15 protein-coding genes are annotated in these 19,332 nt (G+C 69.1%); 10 read left to right on the plus strand and 5 right to left on the minus strand.

Going from position 1 to position 19,332, the window contains the following annotated elements; genetic code table 11:
- Window positions 1-149: 149 nt before the first annotated feature.
- Window positions 150-3,092, minus strand: coding sequence for an AfsR/SARP family transcriptional regulator (locus ACIRG5_RS31220; protein WP_402911209.1), 2,943 nt, complete (start codon window positions 3,090-3,092; stop codon window positions 150-152).
- A 243-nt stretch (window positions 3,093-3,335) separates the two neighbouring features.
- Here ACIRG5_RS31220 and ACIRG5_RS31225 point away from each other — a divergent pair, with 243 nt between their 5' ends.
- A complete protein-coding gene (locus ACIRG5_RS31225; RefSeq protein ID WP_402911212.1) occupies window positions 3,336-4,457 on the plus strand; it encodes a hypothetical protein in 1,122 nt (373 codons plus the stop codon).
- A 103-nt stretch (window positions 4,458-4,560) separates the two neighbouring features.
- On the opposite strand, the gene ACIRG5_RS31230 is transcribed toward ACIRG5_RS31225, so the two are convergent.
- Together ACIRG5_RS31230 and ACIRG5_RS31235 are read right to left on the minus strand one after the other, a co-directional pair.
- Window positions 4,561-6,681: a tetratricopeptide repeat protein gene (locus ACIRG5_RS31230; RefSeq protein WP_402911214.1), complete on the minus strand. Its 2,121-nt coding sequence runs from the start codon at window positions 6,679-6,681 to the stop codon at window positions 4,561-4,563.
- Between the two features lie 95 nt (window positions 6,682-6,776).
- Window positions 6,777-7,679 carry a diguanylate cyclase gene (locus ACIRG5_RS31235; RefSeq protein WP_402911217.1) on the minus strand — a complete coding sequence of 301 codons (903 nt, stop codon included), beginning with the start codon at window positions 7,677-7,679 and terminating at the stop codon, window positions 6,777-6,779.
- Window positions 7,680-7,920: 241 nt separating this feature from the next.
- On the opposite strand from ACIRG5_RS31235, the gene ACIRG5_RS31240 reads away from it, so the two are divergent.
- The 5 genes from ACIRG5_RS31240 (at window position 7,921) to ACIRG5_RS31260 (ending at window position 12,213) form a co-directional block, all read left to right on the plus strand.
- Window positions 7,921-8,628, plus strand: coding sequence for a hypothetical protein (locus ACIRG5_RS31240; protein ID WP_402911218.1), 708 nt, complete (start codon window positions 7,921-7,923; stop codon window positions 8,626-8,628).
- Between the two features lie 64 nt (window positions 8,629-8,692).
- A complete protein-coding gene (locus tag ACIRG5_RS31245; protein WP_330272803.1) occupies window positions 8,693-9,250 on the plus strand; it encodes a hypothetical protein in 558 nt (185 codons plus the stop codon).
- Entirely contained in the window at window positions 9,237-10,454 is a 1,218-nt protein-coding gene (locus ACIRG5_RS31250) for an MAB_1171c family putative transporter (RefSeq protein WP_402911221.1), read from the plus strand. Before ACIRG5_RS31245 ends, ACIRG5_RS31250 begins: the two co-directional genes overlap by 14 nt.
- Window positions 10,455-11,822 carry an NAD(P)/FAD-dependent oxidoreductase gene (locus ACIRG5_RS31255; protein ID WP_402911224.1) on the plus strand — a complete coding sequence of 456 codons (1,368 nt, stop codon included), beginning with the start codon at window positions 10,455-10,457 and terminating at the stop codon, window positions 11,820-11,822.
- Between the two features lies 1 nt (window position 11,823).
- On the plus strand, window positions 11,824-12,213 hold the full coding sequence (locus tag ACIRG5_RS31260; protein WP_402911227.1) for a hypothetical protein: 390 nt from the start codon (window positions 11,824-11,826) through the stop codon (window positions 12,211-12,213).
- Here ACIRG5_RS31260 and ACIRG5_RS31265 read toward each other — a convergent pair.
- Complete coding sequence (locus tag ACIRG5_RS31265) at window positions 12,197-12,670, minus strand: VOC family protein (protein ID WP_402911229.1); 474 nt, start codon at window positions 12,668-12,670, stop codon at window positions 12,197-12,199. The genes ACIRG5_RS31260 and ACIRG5_RS31265 overlap by 17 nt on opposite strands.
- Before the next feature lie 248 nt (window positions 12,671-12,918).
- Between ACIRG5_RS31265 and ACIRG5_RS31270 the strand changes: the two genes are divergently transcribed.
- Window positions 12,919-13,917, plus strand: a complete 999-nt coding sequence (locus ACIRG5_RS31270; RefSeq protein WP_402911231.1) for a helix-turn-helix transcriptional regulator — start codon at window positions 12,919-12,921, stop codon at window positions 13,915-13,917.
- On the opposite strand, the gene ACIRG5_RS31275 is transcribed toward ACIRG5_RS31270, so the two are convergent.
- Window positions 13,875-14,354 (minus strand): DUF4262 domain-containing protein, encoded by a 480-nt coding sequence (locus ACIRG5_RS31275; RefSeq protein WP_402911234.1) that lies wholly within the window; start codon window positions 14,352-14,354, stop codon window positions 13,875-13,877. The genes ACIRG5_RS31270 and ACIRG5_RS31275 overlap by 43 nt on opposite strands.
- A 260-nt stretch (window positions 14,355-14,614) precedes the next feature.
- On the opposite strand from ACIRG5_RS31275, the gene ACIRG5_RS31280 reads away from it, so the two are divergent.
- From ACIRG5_RS31280 to ACIRG5_RS31290, 3 genes are all read left to right on the plus strand, one after another.
- The gene (locus ACIRG5_RS31280) at window positions 14,615-17,692 is read left to right on the plus strand and encodes a TIR domain-containing protein (protein WP_402911237.1); all 3,078 of its coding nucleotides are present in this window, start codon (window positions 14,615-14,617) and stop codon (window positions 17,690-17,692) included.
- 118 nt (window positions 17,693-17,810) lie between these two features.
- On the plus strand, window positions 17,811-18,290 hold the full coding sequence (locus tag ACIRG5_RS31285) for an RNA polymerase sigma factor (protein ID WP_402911240.1): 480 nt from the start codon (window positions 17,811-17,813) through the stop codon (window positions 18,288-18,290).
- Entirely contained in the window at window positions 18,283-19,317 is a 1,035-nt protein-coding gene (locus ACIRG5_RS31290; RefSeq protein WP_402911242.1) for a tol-pal system YbgF family protein, read from the plus strand. Before ACIRG5_RS31285 ends, ACIRG5_RS31290 begins: the two co-directional genes overlap by 8 nt.
- The last annotated feature ends 15 nt before the right edge of the window (window positions 19,318-19,332 follow it).

Genomic DNA, 19,332 nt, shown 5'->3' on the forward strand with positions numbered 1-19,332 from the left:
TTTTACTCCTGCATCCTCGGGGAGATTCCTGAGCGAGATGGAATGCTCACAGAGAAGAGCCGCAGAAGTCAAACGTCCTGCTAACAGGTGACACCCGTCGAGGTAGCCACCGATTCAACTACCCACCAGTAGTACCACTTTCAGTCAAATCAGCGGTCGAGATCCAGCACCGGCGACTCAGAACGGGCAGTCGGCAAGGCGAGCTCCACCTGGAGTTCCCTCAGTTCAGCGGCGACGAGTTCGGCGCGCCCGCGGTCCAGATCCGCGAAGATGACGTGCGCCCGCTCCAGTGCCTCGACGGCACCGTCGAACCGCGCCTCCCGTTCGAGGATCCTGCTGAGCACGTGCAGGGCAGTTGCCTCGTGGAGCGACGCACCCGCCCTGCCGCAGAGCCGGATCGCCTGACGGGCATATTGCTTCGCGTCGAACAACCTTCCGTCTTCCAGTTCGATCTCACTGAGCAGGGCGCAGGCTTCTCCGGCGTTGCCGATGGCATGGAGCCTCGCGTGTTTGAAGAGCGCGGCCTCCGCGAACTCACGGGCCTCCGCCGTGCGCTCACGGGCGAAACTCAACGCGCCCAGCAGATGAAGAACTGTCGCTTCGGACGTCTCGTCCCCGATCTCGCAGGCAAGCGCAAGGGCTTGATGGTAATAGGTCGCGGCGCGCGCGTATTCAAAAGCGTTCTTGTACGCCTCGCCAGCACGATAGAGAAACCCGATCTCCATGCTTGGAGCGGGAGAACCAGATTGACGCAACATCAGCAAGGCACGTTCATGCGAGTCTATTCCCATTATCACGCTGCCGGTCTCGACCAATATCCGAGCACCGGTGTGCAGACACGAGGCAATTGCCACGGTCTGATCGCCCTCAGCACGGGCGAATCCCAAGTGCGCCAGGTGCACGTGGTGTTCCGCCCGCCGGTATTCCTGGCGGAGCAGGTAGGTGTAACCGATCTGCAGCAACAACGCCGAGGTCTCCTCCTCGGCGCACGCACCGAGGAACTTCGCTGCGGCGAGCCCGGCGTGCAGGAGGTTCAGCACCTCCGCCGTGTTCCCCTTCCGCAGCAAGATCTGACCGACCAGCTGCGGAATCGTCGCCGCGTGCTCGTAGTACCCCGTGTGGAAGGCGAGGCGCACCAAGGCAAGGAGGTTTTGCGCTTCTGCCTCACACCAGCGACGCGCGGATGTCACGTTCTCGAACTCGAGCGCGCCGGCGTCCTGCTCGTCGTCCGACGTGGGCACCCTGACCATCGTCGGTAGCATCAGCTGGTCCGCACGCTCGGCGGTGCGCAGGTAGTGGTCCAGCATGCGGAGCTCGATCGCACCCCGTTCCTCCGCGTCATCGAGCAGCCCCGCGGAGAACTCGCGTAGCAGGTCGTGGAGCTTGAAACGGTCCAGTTCTCCTGCCTGCTCGAGCAGGTGGGCCTCGGTCAGGGCGTCCAGCGCCTCGTGAACCCTTCTCTTGGGCAACCCCGTCATCGCGGCGGCCACTCCGACCGTGATGCTCGGCCCCGGATGCGCGCCGATCGTCCGGAACAGCACTCTTGCCTCGGGTTCCAAGGCACGCAACGACTGCATGAACACCGCACGCGGACCGTGCGTGGCATCGAGGTCGAGCACTCCGCGTTCGTGGAAGTGCTTGACGAACTCGTTCAGCGGCACCGCGGGCCGTTGAGCAATGTGGTTCGCGAGCACCTTCAGGACGATCGGCAGGCCCTGGCACACTCTCGTCAGCTCACCGAGTGCCCCAAAGCCGCGCACGCGCTCGCCGATACGGTCCGCCAGCAGCTCACTCGCGTCCCCCAGACCGAGTGGGCCGATCGAGATCCGTTGTGGCGCGAAGCGGGCAGCCAGTCCGGACATGCGGGAGCGGCTCGTCACGATCACCACGCACGACGAGAACAGCGGCAGCAGGGAATGGATCTGCGCGGCGTTGCGGGCGTTGTCCAGCACCACCGCCACCTTGCGCCCGGAGAGCACGGACTGGAGCTTCGCCGTGCGGTGATCCGGGTTCGCGATGCGATCGGGTGGAACGCCGAGCCCCTGCAGGAATCGATCGACAACGGACGACGCGTCCACGATCGCCCCGTCGGAGAACCCTTGCAGGTCGGCGAAAAGCACGCCACCGGGGAAGTTCTGCCGCCGAGTGTGGCACCAGCGCACGGCGAACGCGGTCTTGCCGACACCACCGACACCGTCGATGATCACAACGCCGGGATTCGCGGCCACGGCATCCAGTTCGGCGAACTTCTCCTTGTGCCCCAAGAACATCGGCACGTCGAGCGGGAGTTGTTCTGGCACCAGCACACCCGCGGTTCCTTCCCGCGGCCGGCTTCCGGCGACGCCGTTCTCCTTCAGCTGGTCGTGGAACTCGCGCAGGTCGTCGGCCGCGGCGTCGTTGACGTCGGCCTTGTAGGCCTTGTAAGCGCTGAAGAACAGTTCGGTGGCCTCCTCGACGCGGGCGAGCCGGTACAGCGCCTCGAGACGTCGCTTCAACAACACCGGGTGCTCGTGGTGGTCCAGGTCCTCCAGCACTTCGAGGACCTCGGCGTAGTCGCCCAGGACCAGGTACTCGCCGCACAGCAGGTCGTACGCGGGGAGCAGGACGTTGAGCCGGAACCGGTGCCGCCAGGCGTCGGCCCGACTGGACCTGAGGTCTTCGAGCGGACGTTGATGACGCCAGATGCCGAATGCGCCGCGAATGACGTCCAGGGCCTGTTGATGATCTCCGCGGCGCACCAGCGTACGAGCTCGGTCGAGGTGGTCGCGGAACTGGAAGTAGTCCACGGATTTGCGGTCGACGTCGAGCCGATAAGCACCGTTCGCGACAACCAATTCCACTCGGTCCTGCATGGAATCGAGGGCGCGGCGGATCCGATAGGAATACGAGTACAGCGTCTGCACGGGGTTCAGCGGAAGGTCGCCGCCGTCCGACCAGACCCAGTCGGCCAGCTCCGCAGCAGGTACCGGCACTCGCGGCTGCGCCAGCAGCGCGCCGAGCATGGCCCGCAGCTTGAGCGAGCCCCACTGCGTGTCGATCGCCTCACCGACACGTATTCCCGTTTGTCCCAGAATCGTGAATCGCGCAGTCACCGGCGCCACCCCTCGCGTCCCCGACCAAAGAGTCTCCTCCCAGTTCAGCGGCAATGCAATGCACTCACCCAACCGGAGATGACAGTTCAGTGACAGTCCATTGACATTTGGACGTGAATTGCGAGCGGAACAGGACAGGAGTCTTGATCGAAAGCGCACTGAAGTGCGCGGAGAGCTTTTGACAGCTCGATGAACACTCGGGACGGGACGGTCTTCTCATCGCTTCGACCGATGGAGGCCTGGATGAACTGGTTCACCACCCCGCTCGGCGTGGGAGGCGCGCACCGGGTGACGGTGCCCGGATGTCGCAAGGTGCTCGTGATCGTGCCCAGTGTGGTGGCGGGCGCGCGGCTGCTCGACCTGTTGCCCTTGCTGGACAGCGATTTCCGGGTCCAGACCTACTTCACGTTGCCCGAGCAGGACGAGGCCACCGCGCGCTTCGCTCGCGAGGTTGGCGGGCTGGTGATTCCGTGGGAGATGGCGGCACAGCACGAGTTCGACCTCGTGCTCGCGGCCAGCTACCGGTTCATCGATCGGGCGCCGGGGCCCGTGCTCGTGCTGCCGCACGGGGCAGGTGCGTTGAAGTCGCGGCCGCGGGTTCGGGCGGCGGGGCAGGCGGCGCGGGCCGTGCACGGGCTCGACCGGCAGTTGCTCATGCGTGACGGGAGGGTGCCGGCGTCGGTGATCGCTTTGTCGCACGACCACGAACTCGACGCGCTCGCCGAGTCCTGCCCCGAGGCGTTGCCCGCCGCTGTCGTCGCGGGCGACATCTGTCTCGACCGGATGCGGGCGAGTCTGCCGTTCCGCGAGCAGTATCGGCGGGCGCTGGGCGTGCGGCCTGATCAGGCACTCGTCACCGTCAGCTCGACGTGGACCGCGGAATCCACGTTCTACCAACGCCCTGAGCTGTATCGGGAGCTGACCAGGCACGCACGGGTGGCCGCGGTGCTGCATCCGAACATCTGGGCCGCGCACGGCGCCTGGCAGGTTCGGTCGTGGCTCGCCGACTGCGATGTGACCGTCGTTCCGCCGGAGGAGGGCTGGCGGGCGGCGATGATCGCGAGCGACGTCGTCGTCGGCGATCACGGCTCGACGACGCAGTACGCCGCCGCCGTTGGTGCTCGCGTGCTGCTCGCCACCTGTCCCGACGTCCGCCGCGGCAGCCTCGCGCACGCGCTCAGCGAGGCGGTGCCGCGGTACACCGGTGACATCGCGGACGCCGTCACCGTCCCGGAGTTCGCCGGCCTGATCAGCTCCCGTCTCGACCGGTCTGGCGCGATCCTGCGAGCCGCCATGTACCAGGTGCTCGGGATACCGGAGCCCGCGCACGCCGCGCCGATCTCGCCGGTCCGCCATGGTCGTTGACGAGGGCGTGGTCAGGAGGGACGGGGTGCTGTTCGTCCGGGGCGACCGGGCGGCGCCGAGGTGGTGGACGTTGGCGGACGTGCTGCTGGCCGCGCCCGAGCGGTCAGCGGAGGTCGCGCTCGCCGTCGCCGGGGCGTTGCTGCGGCGGTACGTCGGGTGTTCGCTCGTCGTCGTGCCGATCGAGCGCGGCGAGCCTGTCCCGGACGCGGTCGGCGCTGGGGTCGAAGGACTCGCCGTAGCAGGCCAGGGCGGAGCCGTAGTGGTCGCGAGCGCGCACGAGATCCCCTCGACGTTCGGCGATCTCGCCCAGCAGCTCGAAGGTGTCGGCGACGTGCAGCGGTGAGCCGGCGTCGCGAACTTCGGCGAGCACTCCCTCTGCCAGGCGCGCGGCCTCGTCGGGGCAGCCCGCGTGGAGGATCGCGCGGGATCGGAACATCCGTGCGCGCGCCTTGTCGATGACGTTGTCCAGCAACGTCTCGGACTCCGTCAGTTCGGTGATCGCCTCGTCGAGACGGCCCATCTCGGCGAGCACCTCGCCGACGCGGCGGCGCGCGAGGCCGATGCCGCGGTGGCGTCCGTGGCGGGTCTCCACGTCGACGCCCTCGCGGAGGTACCGCAGTGCCAAGTCGTACTCACCTCTGAGCCGGTAGATGCCGCCGAGCACCACGAGCGCGGTCGCCCGGCTGCCGAGGTCGTGGTCGCCCGCGAGATCGAGAACGGCGCGGACCTGTGCAACGGCCTCGTCGAGACGGCCGAGGTTGCGCAACGCGACGGCGAGCTGGTTGCGCAGCCGGGACTCCGCGGTCCGCTCGCCGCACGACCGTGCGGCCTGCACCGCGAGTTCGTGGGTGAGCAGCCAGTCCGAGTAGTGGTGACGCCGCTGGAACAACGCGTACATCGCCTCGGCGAGCTGCCAGACGAGATCCGGCCAGCCGTGGCCGTCCGCGGCGCGCAACGCCTGCACGAGGTTGTCGCTTTCGTGGTCGAGCCAGTCCAGCGCCTCGGCCCGCGAGCCGTACACGTCAGGATCTGCGGACTTGAAGCGCAGACCTACCTGCGGACGGCCGGGGATCGCGGCCATGGCCGCGCCCGCCGCCTTGTCCAGGTAGAACTCCACCGCCCGCAGGACCGCGTCCTCGCGTTCGTCGTCGTCCTGCCCGCGCGCGTGCAGGCGCAGCAGGTCGTGGAACCGGAACCGGTCGTCACCTGCTTCCACGAGGAGGTTCTTCTCCACCAGGTCGTCGAGGTCGTCCTCGATCTCGCCGATGTCGTCCGCGAGCATCGCCGCGGCGGCGTCGACGCCGAAGCTGGTGCCGGGATGCCACGAACTCAAGCGGTAGAGCCGTGCCTGACGTGGCGGCAGGTCCACATAGGACAAGTCCAGGACCGCGCGGACCGACGTGGAGTCGCCGAGGTCGAGTCCGGCGAGCCTGCGGTTCTCCGCGCTGAGCTCGTCGACCTCCTTGGCCAGCGACCGCCGCGGCCGCCGGGACAGCCGTGCGCCGATCACCCCGAGCGCGATCGGCAGTCCGCCGCACAGCCGCGCCAGCTCGCGGGCGGCGTCGGCCTCCACCGCGAGCCGGGGCTCCCCCAGCACCCGTTCCAGCAGCGTGACCGAGTCCCGCAGGTCCATCGGGTCGACCTCGATGAACCGGGCGCCGTCCATGCCGAGCGGACTGAGCCGCCACCTGCTGGTCACCACCACCGCGCACGACGACGAAGCCGGGAGCAGCGGTCTGACCTGGGCAGCACTCGCCGCGTTGTCGAGCAGTATCGCGAACGACCTGTTGGCCGTGAGCGAGCGGAACAACGCCTGCCGCTGGGGCAGGAGTGGCGGCACCACCTCGACGCCGAGCGCGCCGAGGAACCACTCGAGCACGTCGTCCGGCTGCGCAGCCTCCGTGTGGGCGCCGAGATCCACGTAAAGCTGGCCGTCGGGGAACTGGTCACGCGTGTCGTGCAGCCATCTCAGCGCGAGCGAGGTCTTGCCGACACCTCCGGGCCCGCTGACCACGACGAGCAGCTGGTGATCCTCGCGCTCGTGCCACCGGTCGAGCTCGGTCAGCTCGCCCGCGCGGCTGACGAACACCTTGGGCGCGGGCGGTAGCTGTTGCGGCACAGGGTTTCCAGGCGAGGCGGAATGCACGTGCACCGTTCCGATCGACCCGGCCTGCACCACGTTCCCGTGCGAGGTCCCGGACACGGTGTTCTCGACTCTGGCCACCCGACATCACCCCGCGACCACGCTACGACTTCTTCCGCTTCCAAAGCAGCCGCTCGCCGGGGTTAAACGGGTGACACTCTCCGTGTTCGCCGGTGCTAGCGGACGAGCCCGTGGTGGCGGTTCGTCCACGCGGCGACAGCCGGCAGCACGTCCGTGATCCACTCGCGGGCGGCGGCCGTGAGTTCGTAGCGAGCCGCGCGGCGGAGTACGAAGCCGTTGTCCTGCAGGCGTTCCAGCGTCCTGATCACCTTCGGGCCGAGGGCGGGGACCAGGTCCTCCGCCGCCTTGGCGCCGTCGGACAGCGCCACCAGGACCTGCGGTAGCTGGTCGCTGCTCATCAGGTCCTGCAACGCGAGCAGGTGGTGCAGGGCCGAGGAGTCGGCGGTGCGTTCGGCGGCGAACGTGCTCGGGTCGTGCAGCTGGACGCGGGCCCGGCCTGCTCGCTTGGCGCGTTGCAGGGCCGCGTCGGTGTCGCGGACCAGGTCGATCAGCGTGCCCTCGGCGCTGGGGACGTGCGCCGCGACGCCGATGGACGCCGTCTGGCCGTGCAGGGTGAGGTGGTAGCCGTCGTTCGTGGTGATCTCGATCTGCAGTGCGCGGATGCCGCGCAGGATTCGTTCGGCCACCATGGCCGCTTCTCCGCCCTTGGTGCGGGGCAGCAGCACGAGGAACTCATCACCGCCGTAGCGGCACACGAGGTCCGTCGGGCGCGTGTGGGCCGTCAGCACCGCGGCGACGTCGGTGAGCACCACATCGCCCGCGGGGTGGCCGTATTCGTCGTTGATCTTCTTGAAGCGGTCGAGGTCGATCACGAGCAGCGCGACCTGCTCCCACCGGCGCTGGGCGCGGCGGTACGTCGCGGGTGCCTGGTCGTCCCAGCCCCAGCGACCGAGGAGGCCCGTGAGGCGGTCCGTCGCCCAGGCGCCGACTGGTTGTGCGCACGAACCGCAGCGCGTGGGAGCGCTTTCGTCGTGCAGGCGCAGAGAACCGTGGTCCACCGGTGACCCCATTCGCACAGTCGCCATGAGTCCCCCCAGACTGCAGCTCTGACTGGCTCGATCTGCCTCTTTCAACTGAAGTGACGTCGTTCGGATCAAACGCGACACATCAGTGCAACAGGCGGAGTGTGATCATAGGACTACGGACAGGTGGATTCAACCCCTGTGATGTCATATGCTCTCTTGGTTCCACAACAGTGGAATGATCGCTGGCCCTGAGTCGCTCCAGCGGAGGTGTGGCGTGAGGCCGTTCACCGAGGTCCTCAACGAGCTCTGCAACAACCCGCCCGACGGACGGGGCAAGGTTACCAACGTAGCGCTCGCCGCCGCGGTGAAGTCCCGGGGCGGGGACATCGGGCACGGCTACATCTCGCAGCTGCGGCTCGGTGTGAAGGACAACCCGACCTGCCAGGCCATCGTCGACCTCGCCGGCGCGCTCGGCGTGCACCCCGCGGTGTTCCTCGGCGGCCGCCGCGAACTGCACCCGGCTGAACAGCCAGGATGGCGGCCGACGGCCGTGAGCACGCTCTTCGAGGCCGTGCACCCGCCGGACCGTGGACCGTGGTCACCGGAAGAGGTCGCGGCGTCGATCAGCTCGTCCGGCCAGTTCGGCAGCATCTCCGCCAGCTACATCCGCGAACTGCTGAGCAACACCAGCGACAACCCGCGCCTCAAGCACATCCTCGGCCTGGCCGACCACTTCGGCGCCGACCCGGCGTACTTCTTCGACGACGACCTGGCCGCACGGGTCGACTCGGAGCTGACAGACTTCCTGGCACTGCGCGAACTCGGCGTCGTCGAGTTCGTCACCCGTCTGGCCGAACGCACGGGCGATCTGTCCCCTCAGGCCAGGGCCGCTGCGGTAGAAGGGTTCCGGCAGGCGCTCGAAGTCGGCGAAGGGTGGTCGTTCCCGTTGAACAGCCGCCGCAGTTCCGCGGACCACACTTGATGACGTCGCCGGCGTGAAGATCTCGGCCTGGACCGCTGCAGACGACATCGAGAGGAGGCGACGGGTGAACCGCAGGAAACTGCGCAAGCTGGTCGACGAGGTCGCGCGCGATCTCGACCTGCCGCCCGACGCCACGCACCAGGAGGCGAGCCGCCGTGTCTGCGAGCTCATGGGTGAGCGGCTCGACCGTCCCGTCGACGTCCGCTTCGCCGCGATCACGAACGCGGTCTGCCTGAGCGGCGCGACCGCGTTGCTGGAGAACGGCACCTATCTCGTCATCTGCGCCGACTCGCCGTCCTGGTACCACCGCCTGCACGTGCTGCTGCACGAGTTCGCGCACGTGCTGCTCCAGCACCAGCCCGTCGCACTGACCCGTGACGAGGGCATGCGCAAGCTCGCGCCGCACCTGCTGCCGCGGATGGCGAAGATCATCGCCGGGCGCACGACGCTGACCGAGGACGAGGAACGCGAGGCCGAGAACCTCGCCGACCACCTGCTGGAACGACTGACGGAACACCGGGTGTGGGCCGACACGGCCACCACCGAGGAGCCCGCGCACGTGCGCCGGGTGGCCGAGTCTCTCGAAGGAAGATCTCGCTGGGTGCGTCGTGGCGATCTTTAACCTGATCTACCTCTCGTGCGGCATGGTCGGTCTGCTCCTCCTCGCGTACAAGATCCGCGCACTGCGGTCGAGCTGGGGCAGCCCTCGTGTCGTCGCGCTCATCTCCACGGTCTCCTTCTCCGCGTTCGCCATCCTCTTCGCCGCACCCGCGAACATCACCTGGATCAACTGGGTCAGCGGCGTGCCGAACTTCGCCGCGCTGCTCGTCTACAGCCTCGTGGTGGGCTTCGCCGGGTCGTCGTTCGCTCTCGTGCTGTTCTGGCGTTATCCGGTGGTCCAGGCGTGGCAACGGGTCCGGCTGATCGTCGTCAGCTACGGCTCGATCATCGCGGCGATGATCGTGCTGTTCTTCAAGTCCGAGGTCGACGAGGAACGCCAGGTCGACTTCGACACGTTCTACGCGACGCAGCCCACGGTGGCGGTGTTCCTGTTCATCTACCTGGTGGCGACCGCGGTCGGCTGCGGCGGTCAGGCCTACCACTGCTGGCAGGGCGCCCGGGACGAGGCGATCTCCGCCCGGCCCTGGCTCGCCCGTGGCCTGCGCTGGTACAGCGCGACCGGGCTGTTCCCGGTGGCGTTCGCGGTCATCAAGCTGTTCGTGCTGCTGATGAACTGGTTCGGTGAGCGCAGCTTCGACGTGCTGAGCACGGGCGCGCCGCTGATGGCGTCGCTGGCGATCTTCCCGCTGGTGATCGCGATGGCCCTGCCGGTCTTCGGCCCGCGCCGCCCGTCGCCCTCGCTGTGGGTGCGGCGCTGGCGCACGTACTTCGCGTTGCGGCCGCTGCACCGCGCGCTGCTGCACGTGAATCCCGGCATCGTGCTGGTGGCGCCGGGCAAGTTCCTCAACCCGCACCACCGCGTGCGCCGGCAGATCATCGAACTCAACGACTGGCGCTGGGCTCTGACGCCGTACTTCGACCTGACCGTCGGCGAGGCCGCGTCCTCTCGCGCGCGCGAAGCCGCACTGGCCCAGGACGAGGTCGCCGCCGTCGTGGAGGCCGCCCAGTTGCGGGCCGCGGGCTCGTCGGGTGGCCGTTCCCGGGCGCCCCAACGCCGTCCCGCCGCGGAGATCGTCGACGGCACCGACCTCGCCGCCGAGCACGACAGGTGGGTCCGGATCTCGCGTGCGTACCAGCACTCGCCGATAGTCGACGCCGCCGTCGCCGACGCAGCGCGCGTGGAAGCAGCAGGGGGAATGGATTAGATGGCACCCACACACGCCGTTGTGCTCGGCGGAGGACTCGCGGGCATGCTCGCGGCGTCCGTCCTCGTCCGGCACGTCGACGAGGTCACCGTGGTGGAGCGCGACAAGCTGCCGGACGGTCCCGCGCCGCGTTCCGGCGTGCCTCAGGCCCGGCACGCGCACCTGCTGATGTCCGGTGGCGCGCGGGCGATCGAGTCGTTGCTGCCGGGCACGCTGGACGCGTTGTTCGCCGCCGGCGCGCACCGGATCGGGGTGCCCAACGACCTGGTGTCGCTGAGCGCCCAGGGTTGGGTGCCGCGATTCCCCGAGATGCAGTTCATCGTCTCGTGCAGCCGCGGGCTGCTGGACTGGGTCGTGCGCGGCCAGGCGTTGCGGGACAACAAGATCTCCGTGCTGACCGGGACCGAACCGGTGTCGTTGCTCGGTGATCGGCACTCGGTGACCGGGGTGCTGGTCGAGGACCGGATCTCGCACGAGCAGGTGTCGCTGGAGGCGGACCTGGTCGTGGACACGACCGGCCGTGCCTCCCGGTTGCCCGCGTGGCTGGTCGACCTGGGACTGCCCGCCGTGCACTCCGAGAGCGTCGACTCGGGACTTGCTTACGCGACGAGGATCTTCCAGGCACCGCCGACCGCGACCTCCGGTTTCCCGATCGTCAACGTGCAGGCGAACCCGCGCGATCCGCATCCCGGTTGCACCGCGACCCTGCTGCCCATCGAGGACGGCAAGTGGCTGGTCACGTTGTCCGGGACGCGTGGCGGCGAGCCGTCGACGGACGAGTCGGAGTTCGTCGGCTTCGCCCGGTCGGTGCGCAATCCGGTCGTGGGTGAGCTGATCGCCTCGGCCGAGCCGCTGTCGCCGGTGTACGGGTCGCACAGCACCGCGAACCGGCGGATGTTCTTCGAGCGCTTGAAGTCCTGGCCTTCCGGGATCGTGGCGCTGGGCGACTCGGTGGCCACCTACAACCCCGTTTACGGGCACGGGATGTCGATCGCGGCGCAGAGCGCGCAGGCGTTGGACGCGGGCCTCAAGGCCGGGCACGGTGCGCAGCAGATCCAGCGCGGCATCGGCAAGGTCGTCGACGGGGCCTGGGCGATGGCGACCAACCAGGACATCCTGTATCCGGGCGCGGTCGGGAAGCCGTTGCCGCTGGCCGGGCGGGTTCTGCAGCGCTATGTGGACCGTTTGGTGCGCACGGCCACCACGGAGGCCGCGGTGACTCGGGCGTTCCTGGACGCGTTCACGTTGTCCGCGCCGATGGCGAACCTGGTCAGTCCCAAGATGGTGTGGGCGACCCTGCGCGGGCCGCGGTCAGCCTCGCCGGAGCCGACGCTGACCGCGGACGAACGAGACAGGGTCACCGGCTGACGTGTACCGCCTTCAGGCCGTCATCGCCGGCGCCGAGGTGCTGGTGAGCGTTCGTGTCGTTCCGCTCGCGCAGGACCTGGTGCTGCTGCCGCTGTCCGCTGTGCCGGACTCCGAGCAGTTGGTGGAGTGGTCGCTGCGCGGGCCGGTCGCGTTCGTGGACGCGGAGTTCTTCGGTGGCACGGGCTCGCAGCGGGCTCAGGTCTGGGAACAGGGCCGCAGCGTGCTCGGGCCGTTGGTGCGGGAAGAGGGCGACCTCGCGCCTGATGTCTCCCCGATCTCGCGCGCGCTCCGGCGACTCGGGGTCGTGAAGGGCGAGCACCACGACGAGTTCGACGCCGTGGGGCTCGGCCGGCACCGCGACACCGAGGACTGGGTCACCTCCGCGGAGTGAAGTCCGCGCTCTGCACGTACTTCATGGCCTCGACGAAGACCGGGTCCTGCATCCTCGCGTTCAGCTCGGCCTCGGTGGGCTCCGCGACGCGCTGGTGCAGCCACCACAGGTTGCCGAACGGGTCGGCGAACCGGCTGACCCGATCACCCCAGAACAGTTCGGTGGGCTCGGTGACGATCCTGCCGCCGAGTGCCACGGCGCGCTTGAGGACGGCCGCGTCGTCGGCGATGTAGAGGCGCAGGAACGCGGGCGTGGACGGCCAGTCCGGCACGTCGAACAGCATCACGACCGAGTCGCCGATGCGGACCTCGGCGTGGCCGATCCTCGGTGCCTCGCCGACGCGGCCGAGTTCGGTGGCGTCGAACACCTCCGTGATGAAGTCGATCAGCTCGGCCGTCCGGCCCGCGGTGATCAGCCACGGCGTCACGGTGTGGTAGCCCTCGGGCACGACGTTCATTCGGTCTCCCCTTTGCTCGTTGGGGCGACCGTATGGCGCATGTAGGACGAGATCGGTCCTAGTTCTGGCCTAGAGCGGGTCCCGTAAGCCTCGTCCGCGATAGTCGCGGTCGAGGGCCCCGGAGACGGCACCGCCGCAACGCCCGAATACGCCCAGTATGAGGGCGCCGCGGCGGCACCGCCTCCGGGACGCCCTCATACCGTGACTCTCATCGAACGGACCTACCGGACCCGCCCTAGGTTTGCGGTATGAGTGATGCGGCCCGGTTGTTGCGCCTGCTGTCGTTGCTGCAGACGCCCCGCGAGTGGCCCGGCAGCGAACTGGCTGCCCGGTTGGAGGTCACGCCGCGGACGGTGCGGCGTGACGTCGACCGGTTGCGTGACCTCGGCTATCCCGTCGAGGCCTCGATGGGCGTGCTCGGCGGGTACCGGCTCGGCGCGGGCGCGGCGATGCCACCGCTGCTGCTCGACGACGAGGAGGCCGTCGCCATCGCGGTCGGCCTGCGCACCGCCGCGCGGCAACCGGTGGTGGGCATCGCCGAGGCGTCGCTGCGCGCCCTGGCGAAGCTGCAGCAGGTGCTGCCGCCCCGGCTGGCCCGGCGGGTCGCGTCGCTGACCTCGGCCACCGCACCCGCGTCACCCTCGGACGCCTCGCTGGTCGACCCCGGCCAGCTGACCGTGATCGCCGGCGCGGTCGCCGCCCGCGAACGGATGCGGTTCGCCTACGTCGCCAACGAGAACGTGGTCTCGAAGCGGCACGTGGAGCCTGTTCAGTTGGTAGCGCTCGGCCGGCGCTGGTACCTCCTCGCCTTCGACGTGGAACGGGACGACTGGCGGATCTTCCGGCTGGACCGGGTCTCCTCCGCGCTCGCCACCGGGGCTCGCTTCGCACCGCGCGTGCCGCCCGGCGGGGACGCGACGGAGTTCGTGACGCGGAAGATGTACGACTCGGCGCCGACCTTCCGGGCCCGAGCGACCCTTCGGCTACCGGTGGAGCTGGCGCGGGCCCGGCTGGCGGACTTCTCCGGCGACCTGACCGCCCTCGACGACGGTTCGTGCTCGTGGCACAGCGTCGAGGACACGATCGACTACCTCGCGTTCCGCCTGACCTTGCTGGGCTGCGACTTCGTGCTGCACGGGCCGGACGAGCTGGTGGAGCACCTGCGGGGGTTGGGTGAGCGGATCAGCCGCTCGGTGGGCGGGGCTCACCCGCCCGGTGGTCCCGCTCTCACGCCCAGAACCGGCTGACCTCCCACCACGCCTTCGTAAGAGCGATCCCACGGCCAGCGCCCGGACTCGTCGGCGTGCACGAGTTGCAGGGCCTCGATGCCCTCGCCGTAAAGCCGCGCGGACACCAGCAGGTGGGCCCAGGGGCGCGCGACGCGGACGACTTCCAGCAGCGGGCCGCCGGGCACGCTGAAGCGGCGGCCGGGGGCGGGAAGGCAGCTGTGCGCGAGGTGTTCGGCCATGTCGTCGAGCAGGCGGCCCGCTTCCAGGACGGGCATGCCCGTCACGACGAGCTCCGGCAGGCCGCGCGGGGTCAGGCCCACGGTGTAGGCCCAGGGCGGGTGGGCCCGGTCCCGTTCTATCGCCTGCACGGCCCAGCCTCGCGCGTCGATGCAGCGGCGCAACGTGGCCAGGTGTTCTTCCATGCGGTCGGCGGGGTGGTCGCAGTCCCAGCACATGTCGGTCTCCTCGGATCGGTGGTGGATCCAGTGTGCCGAGGAGCACCGACAAGATCGTTTGAGCAGTTCGTTGACAGAAAGTGGACAAACGATCTGTGGGCCGTCTGGATCGTTAATCTGCGACGCACGGAGGATCGTGCATGCGCCAACGAACGCATTTCAAAGCGGCCGCGGGCATCGTGGTCGCCTGTCCGTTCTCCAGATCAGACGGAGCAATGGGCGACATACAACACCGCTATGCCTTCCGCAGAGGGCATTGAATGCAGATAGAACCCGGCACCCCACTCGCGGACGCGGTCAAGGCCGCGCGGTCCGCCGCGTTGCGCGGCAACGTGCTCGGCGTCGACCTCGCCTACGCGAAGGCCGCGAAGATCAGCCCGCTCGTCGCCCACGACCACTGCGCCACGCTGCTCAACCTCGGCGCGATCGCCAAGGCGGCGCAACGCTGCGACGAGTATCTGGGCGCGGCCAACGACATCACGCTGAGAGTCCTCCGGGCCCAGATCCGCAGTGCCGCGACGGATCACACCGCGGCCGAGCGGGACGTGCGCGAACTGCGGAAGCTCAAACTCACCGAACTGGAACAGGCGAGGCTCGCGCGGGTGGCCGCGCTGGCCGCCGCGGACCGCTACGACTACCCCAGCGCGGAAAGCGAACTCGACGCCGCCGAACGCCACTTCCGCCGCGCCGGACGTCCAGAGCACCTGGAGCACATCGGCCGGGACCGGGTCCTGCTGGACGTGCGCAGGGGCACCCGCGTCACGAAGATCAGCGGTCAGGCTCCCCGGAATCCGGCCGACTTCCTGCGGCGGGCCGCCGCGCTCAGGCGCGAGGTCCGGTACGAGGAAGCGCTGGCGTTGATGACGAGATGCCTCACCAGCTACCAGATCGAGGCCGCGCTGAGGTTCGCCGCCCTCTACGAGCTGACCGTGCTGCTGGTGATGACCAGGCAGGCGGGCGCGGCCCGCAGGCTCTTCCCGCTGCTGGTCGCCGCGGCCGGGCCGGAGGTGATCGCGCAGCTCCCGGACGCCACCCAGACGCTGCGGCCGGAACGCCGGCTCAGCCACGTCCGCCGCCTGATCGCCGAGGACGAGCTGCTCAAGGCGGAAGGCATGCTGGGCGAGGGGAACTCCCCTCTCTGGCACCTGACCTCCGCCGAGCTCGCGTACGCCCAGGGCCGGCTCGAACAGGCCGCACAGCACTTCGAGGTCGCGAGCCGATCGGGGCACGCCGAGCTCACCGCGCTGGCACTGCGCAAACTCGGCGACACGTTCGCCGACGCGGGCCACGAAGACCTCGCCGCACAACACTGGTCCGAGTCCCGGCGCATCGAGGAGAACAGCACCGACCACCAGGACGGCCCCAGCGGCAAGCTCCGGATGCTGCGCGCCGCCCCCGACGAGCACGACGGCCGGGTGCACGCCGCGGTCCGCCGCGTCCGTCGTGAAGGCGGCAAAGCGTTGGCGGGACTGGTGGTCGCGGTCGAGGCGGCCAGGAGCACGGCGATCCTCACCGAGCCACGCGACCTTCCGAGCTTCGTCGACCTGACCGCGGCCAGGCGCTGGCTCGCCAGGGCTACGAGGCGACTGCCGAAGGACCAGGTCGTGTGGATGATGCACGCGACGCCGGACCAGCTCCACCACGTGATCATCGGCCGCAGGATCACGCACGTCACGACCAACGTCCACATCGGCGAGCTCACCGACACGATCCGCCGGCTCAAGGCGTGGAAACCCAAGTACGACAACGCGATCCTCGACACCTTGCTCGCCGAGCTGACCCGCCTGATCGCGCTGGACGACGTCATCAGGGCCCTGCCGCCCAAGGCCACCCGGATCGTGGTCGTGGCAGGTGACGTCCTCGCGGACGTGCCGCTCGCCGGCCTGCCCGTCCCCGGCACGGACCACCACCTCGGCGTGACCCACGCGCTGTCCAGCCTGCCCTGCCTGTCGGCGCTGCGCCCGTTGCAGCGCCGCTCCCGCGGGCAGAGGGGCGACGAGACGGCGATCTTCCGGAAAGCCGCTGAACTGCAACGGACTCTGGAAGAAGGCCGGTTCCACCGCGTCCGCATCGACGCCCACGGCACGAACGATCGCCTGAACCCCGGCCAGTCGTGGCTGGAGTTCCACGACGAACGGATGTCCGTGGAAGCGTTGGGAAAGCTGGACTTCAGCGCGTGCGGCACGGTCGTGCTCGGCGCCTGCGAGTCCGGGATGACCCAGCAACGCGGCCACGGCAAGGGAACCGGGTTCGTTCGCGCGGCCCTCACCGCGGGCGCCGCGTCGGTCGTCGCGGCCCGGTGGAAGGCCGGCGACGAGGTGGCGGGGAAGGTGCTCGACGCGTTCGACCGCCACCTCGCGAAGCTCCCGAGAGATCGCGCTCTGCAGCACGCACTGAGAGAAGTCGCCGACCGGCACCCGGCGGACTGGGCGTGCTGGTCCCTGCACGGCGACGCGGGCGTTCAGACCTCAGCGGGCCCGCTGCGCAGAAGACTCAGGAAGAACGGAGACCCCGTGCCGCTCGAAACCCGCCCCAAGGTGTTCCTGTCGTTCGCCGGCAAGGACCGCCCGCACGCCGAGCAACTCCGTGCCGAACTGGAAGCGCGCAACGTCAACGCCTACCTGGACGAGAACGAGATCGCGCCCGGCGACGACGTGATGGCCGCGATCGACGAGGCACTGGCCACCTCCGACTACTACGTCCTGCTGTGGTCGGCGAACACCCCGCACCGCGAGTGGGTGGCCAAGGAGTGGACCGGGGCGTTCAACCTGGAGATGACGCGCCGCCGCGCGTTCCTGTTCATCGTGCGGCTCGACGAGGAACCGTTGCCCGCGCTTCTCGCGCCGCGCAAGCACATCGACCTCGTGGACGCCGCCGACCGCCTCGTGGCGATCTGGCGTTCCGACCGCAAGTCGGAGCTCCCGGTGTTCCCTCAGCCCGTCCCGCCGACTCCGGACGGCCCGACCGTCGCGATCTCCGTGCGCAGCCACGACCTCGGCACCACGCACGTCGTGATGACGCCGTTGCACCTCACCGGCGCCGCGCTGTACCGGTCGGTGTTCGACGCGATGCAGCTGCCGACCGAGCAGGCCACGTTCGACGGCGCGATCGAGATGCGGTTCACCTACGAGCTCTACCAGCAGAACGAGCCGATCCCGGACGATCAGTCCACTGTGGAACTGACGTCGGACGTCGTGGACATCGCGGTCCGCGTCGAGTCGTTCGGCCCGCGTGGCTCGCAGGGCAACAAGGAGTTCCGGCCGTTGCCGGAGGAGGGTCTCGACGTCGACCAGCAACGCATGCTGCTGGTCAACGCCTTCCGGCATCTCCTCCCCTAGGACTCCGATCGGGTGAATTCGCTCCTCGCTGTCAGCCTTGGCTGGTTTCAGCGCCTGTAACCGTTGAAGGTCGCCTCAGGGCGGTGAACGACGTGAGCGGACGCTGAAGGGAAGGCCGTTGAGCACACCGGAGCCGGATCAGGGCTTCGCCGAGTTCTTCCGCGGGTGCCTGCCCGTGGTCACGAGGACGCTGACGGCTTTGAGCGGTGACACTCGCGTCGTCGAGGACATCGCACAGGACGCGATGGTGATCGCACGGCACCGATGGAGCGACATCCACGCGTACGACAAGCCCGAGGCGTGGGTGCTCAAGGTCGCGATACGGCTCATGCGGCGGTGGCAGCAGCGATACGCACAAGAAACGCCGCTCGCCGAGGTGCCCGAGGTCGTTCAGCCCGTGCACGAGGTGGAGGCGCTGCACTCCGCGTTGCGCGAGCTGTCCCCCAGGCACCGCGAGACCGTGGCGCTGCATCACCTGCTCGGGTACTCGGTCAGCGAGATCGCCGCGGTGCTGATGGTCGGCGAGTCCACCGTGCGCACGCACCTCACCCGCGGCCGGGCCGAGCTGCGACGGATTCTCGGAGGCAGTGATGAGTGAGCTGCTGAGCCAGTTCGAGCTCGACGAGGCCGTCGAGCGGTTGTACCGCCTCGGCGAGGACGCGGAACGGGCCGGGCGCCTGCGCGAGGCGGCCGTGCACTTCCGGGTCGCCGCCGACCAACGCCTCGGTGACGCGGCCGTGCGGCTGGCGCACGTCCTGTTCGCACTCGGCGAGACTGCCGAGGCCTCGCAGTGGTGTCTGGCCGCCGTGGCGGACGGATTTCCCGAGGCAGCGGAACTGATCAGGGAGAACTCCGGGGAGCGGCAACGGTTTCTGGAGCACGCAGCTCGGATCATGGTCGGCGCGCCCACGTTCGACTGGCTGCCGTCCGGGATGCCGTCGGTTCTTGTCTCACCCGAGGTGATCGCGGCGCGCACCCAGGCGTTGCGGGCATTGGACCGGCGTTACGGCGGGATCGCCTGCCACACCTCAGTTCTGGAACACCTCGCCGCCGTCGAACCGATGATCGTCGTCGGCGACGCTCCGACGTGGACCGCCGTCGCCGAGGTCCACGAACTGGCGGGCTGGACGGCGTTCGACAGCGGACAACCCGGAGTCGCGCTGCCGCACTTCGCCAAGGCGCTGACGTTGGCGCGCCAGGCGGAAAACGAGTCACTGATCGCCTCCGTGCTGACGCGGGCAGGCCGGATGTTCCTGCACCACAACGCACCCGACGACGCCCTGAAGGCGTTCCAGCTCGGTGTCGTGGCGGCGCACAACGCGTGGGCCGACCGGTGTGCGTTGGACGATCCCGAGCAGGCCATCGCCTCACTCACCACAAAGGTTGGCACATATGGCGAAGGTCGCGCTCGCACGCTCGCGTTGACGGCGCTGGCCCGCAACCATCTCGCGCTCGGCGACGTGGCGGTGGCGACCGAGTTCGCCGGAGAAGCCGTGGCGTCCGCCCAGAACCTGCGTTCGGCACGCGCCGACGACCAGCTGCGCCGGCTGGGTCAGGAAGCACGCTCAGCCGGCGCATCTGTGCTGGCAGAGCAGGTTTCGGCCCGGTGCGCGCGTTCTGGCTGACGCTTTCACCCGATC

It is taken from the genome of Lentzea sp. NPDC102401, from assembly GCF_044765805.1.
GTDB lineage: Bacteria > Actinomycetota > Actinomycetes > Mycobacteriales > Pseudonocardiaceae > Lentzea > Lentzea sokolovensis.

Excerpts from the sequence above, each read along its gene's own strand:
- ACIRG5_RS31225 (WP_402911212.1), top strand. The coding sequence starts at position 3,336 with ATGAACTGGTTCACCACCCCGCTCGGCGTGGGAGGCGCGCACCGGGTG.
- ACIRG5_RS31255 (WP_402911224.1), top strand. The coding sequence starts at position 10,455 with ATGGCACCCACACACGCCGTTGTGCTCGGCGGAGGACTCGCGGGCATG.
- ACIRG5_RS31265 (WP_402911229.1), bottom strand. The coding sequence starts at position 12,670 with ATGAACGTCGTGCCCGAGGGCTACCACACCGTGACGCCGTGGCTGATC.
- ACIRG5_RS31270 (WP_402911231.1), top strand. The coding sequence starts at position 12,919 with ATGAGTGATGCGGCCCGGTTGTTGCGCCTGCTGTCGTTGCTGCAGACG.
- ACIRG5_RS31275 (WP_402911234.1), bottom strand. The coding sequence starts at position 14,354 with ATGTGCTGGGACTGCGACCACCCCGCCGACCGCATGGAAGAACACCTG.
- ACIRG5_RS31280 (WP_402911237.1), top strand. The coding sequence starts at position 14,615 with ATGCAGATAGAACCCGGCACCCCACTCGCGGACGCGGTCAAGGCCGCG.
- ACIRG5_RS31290 (WP_402911242.1), top strand. The coding sequence starts at position 18,283 with ATGAGTGAGCTGCTGAGCCAGTTCGAGCTCGACGAGGCCGTCGAGCGG.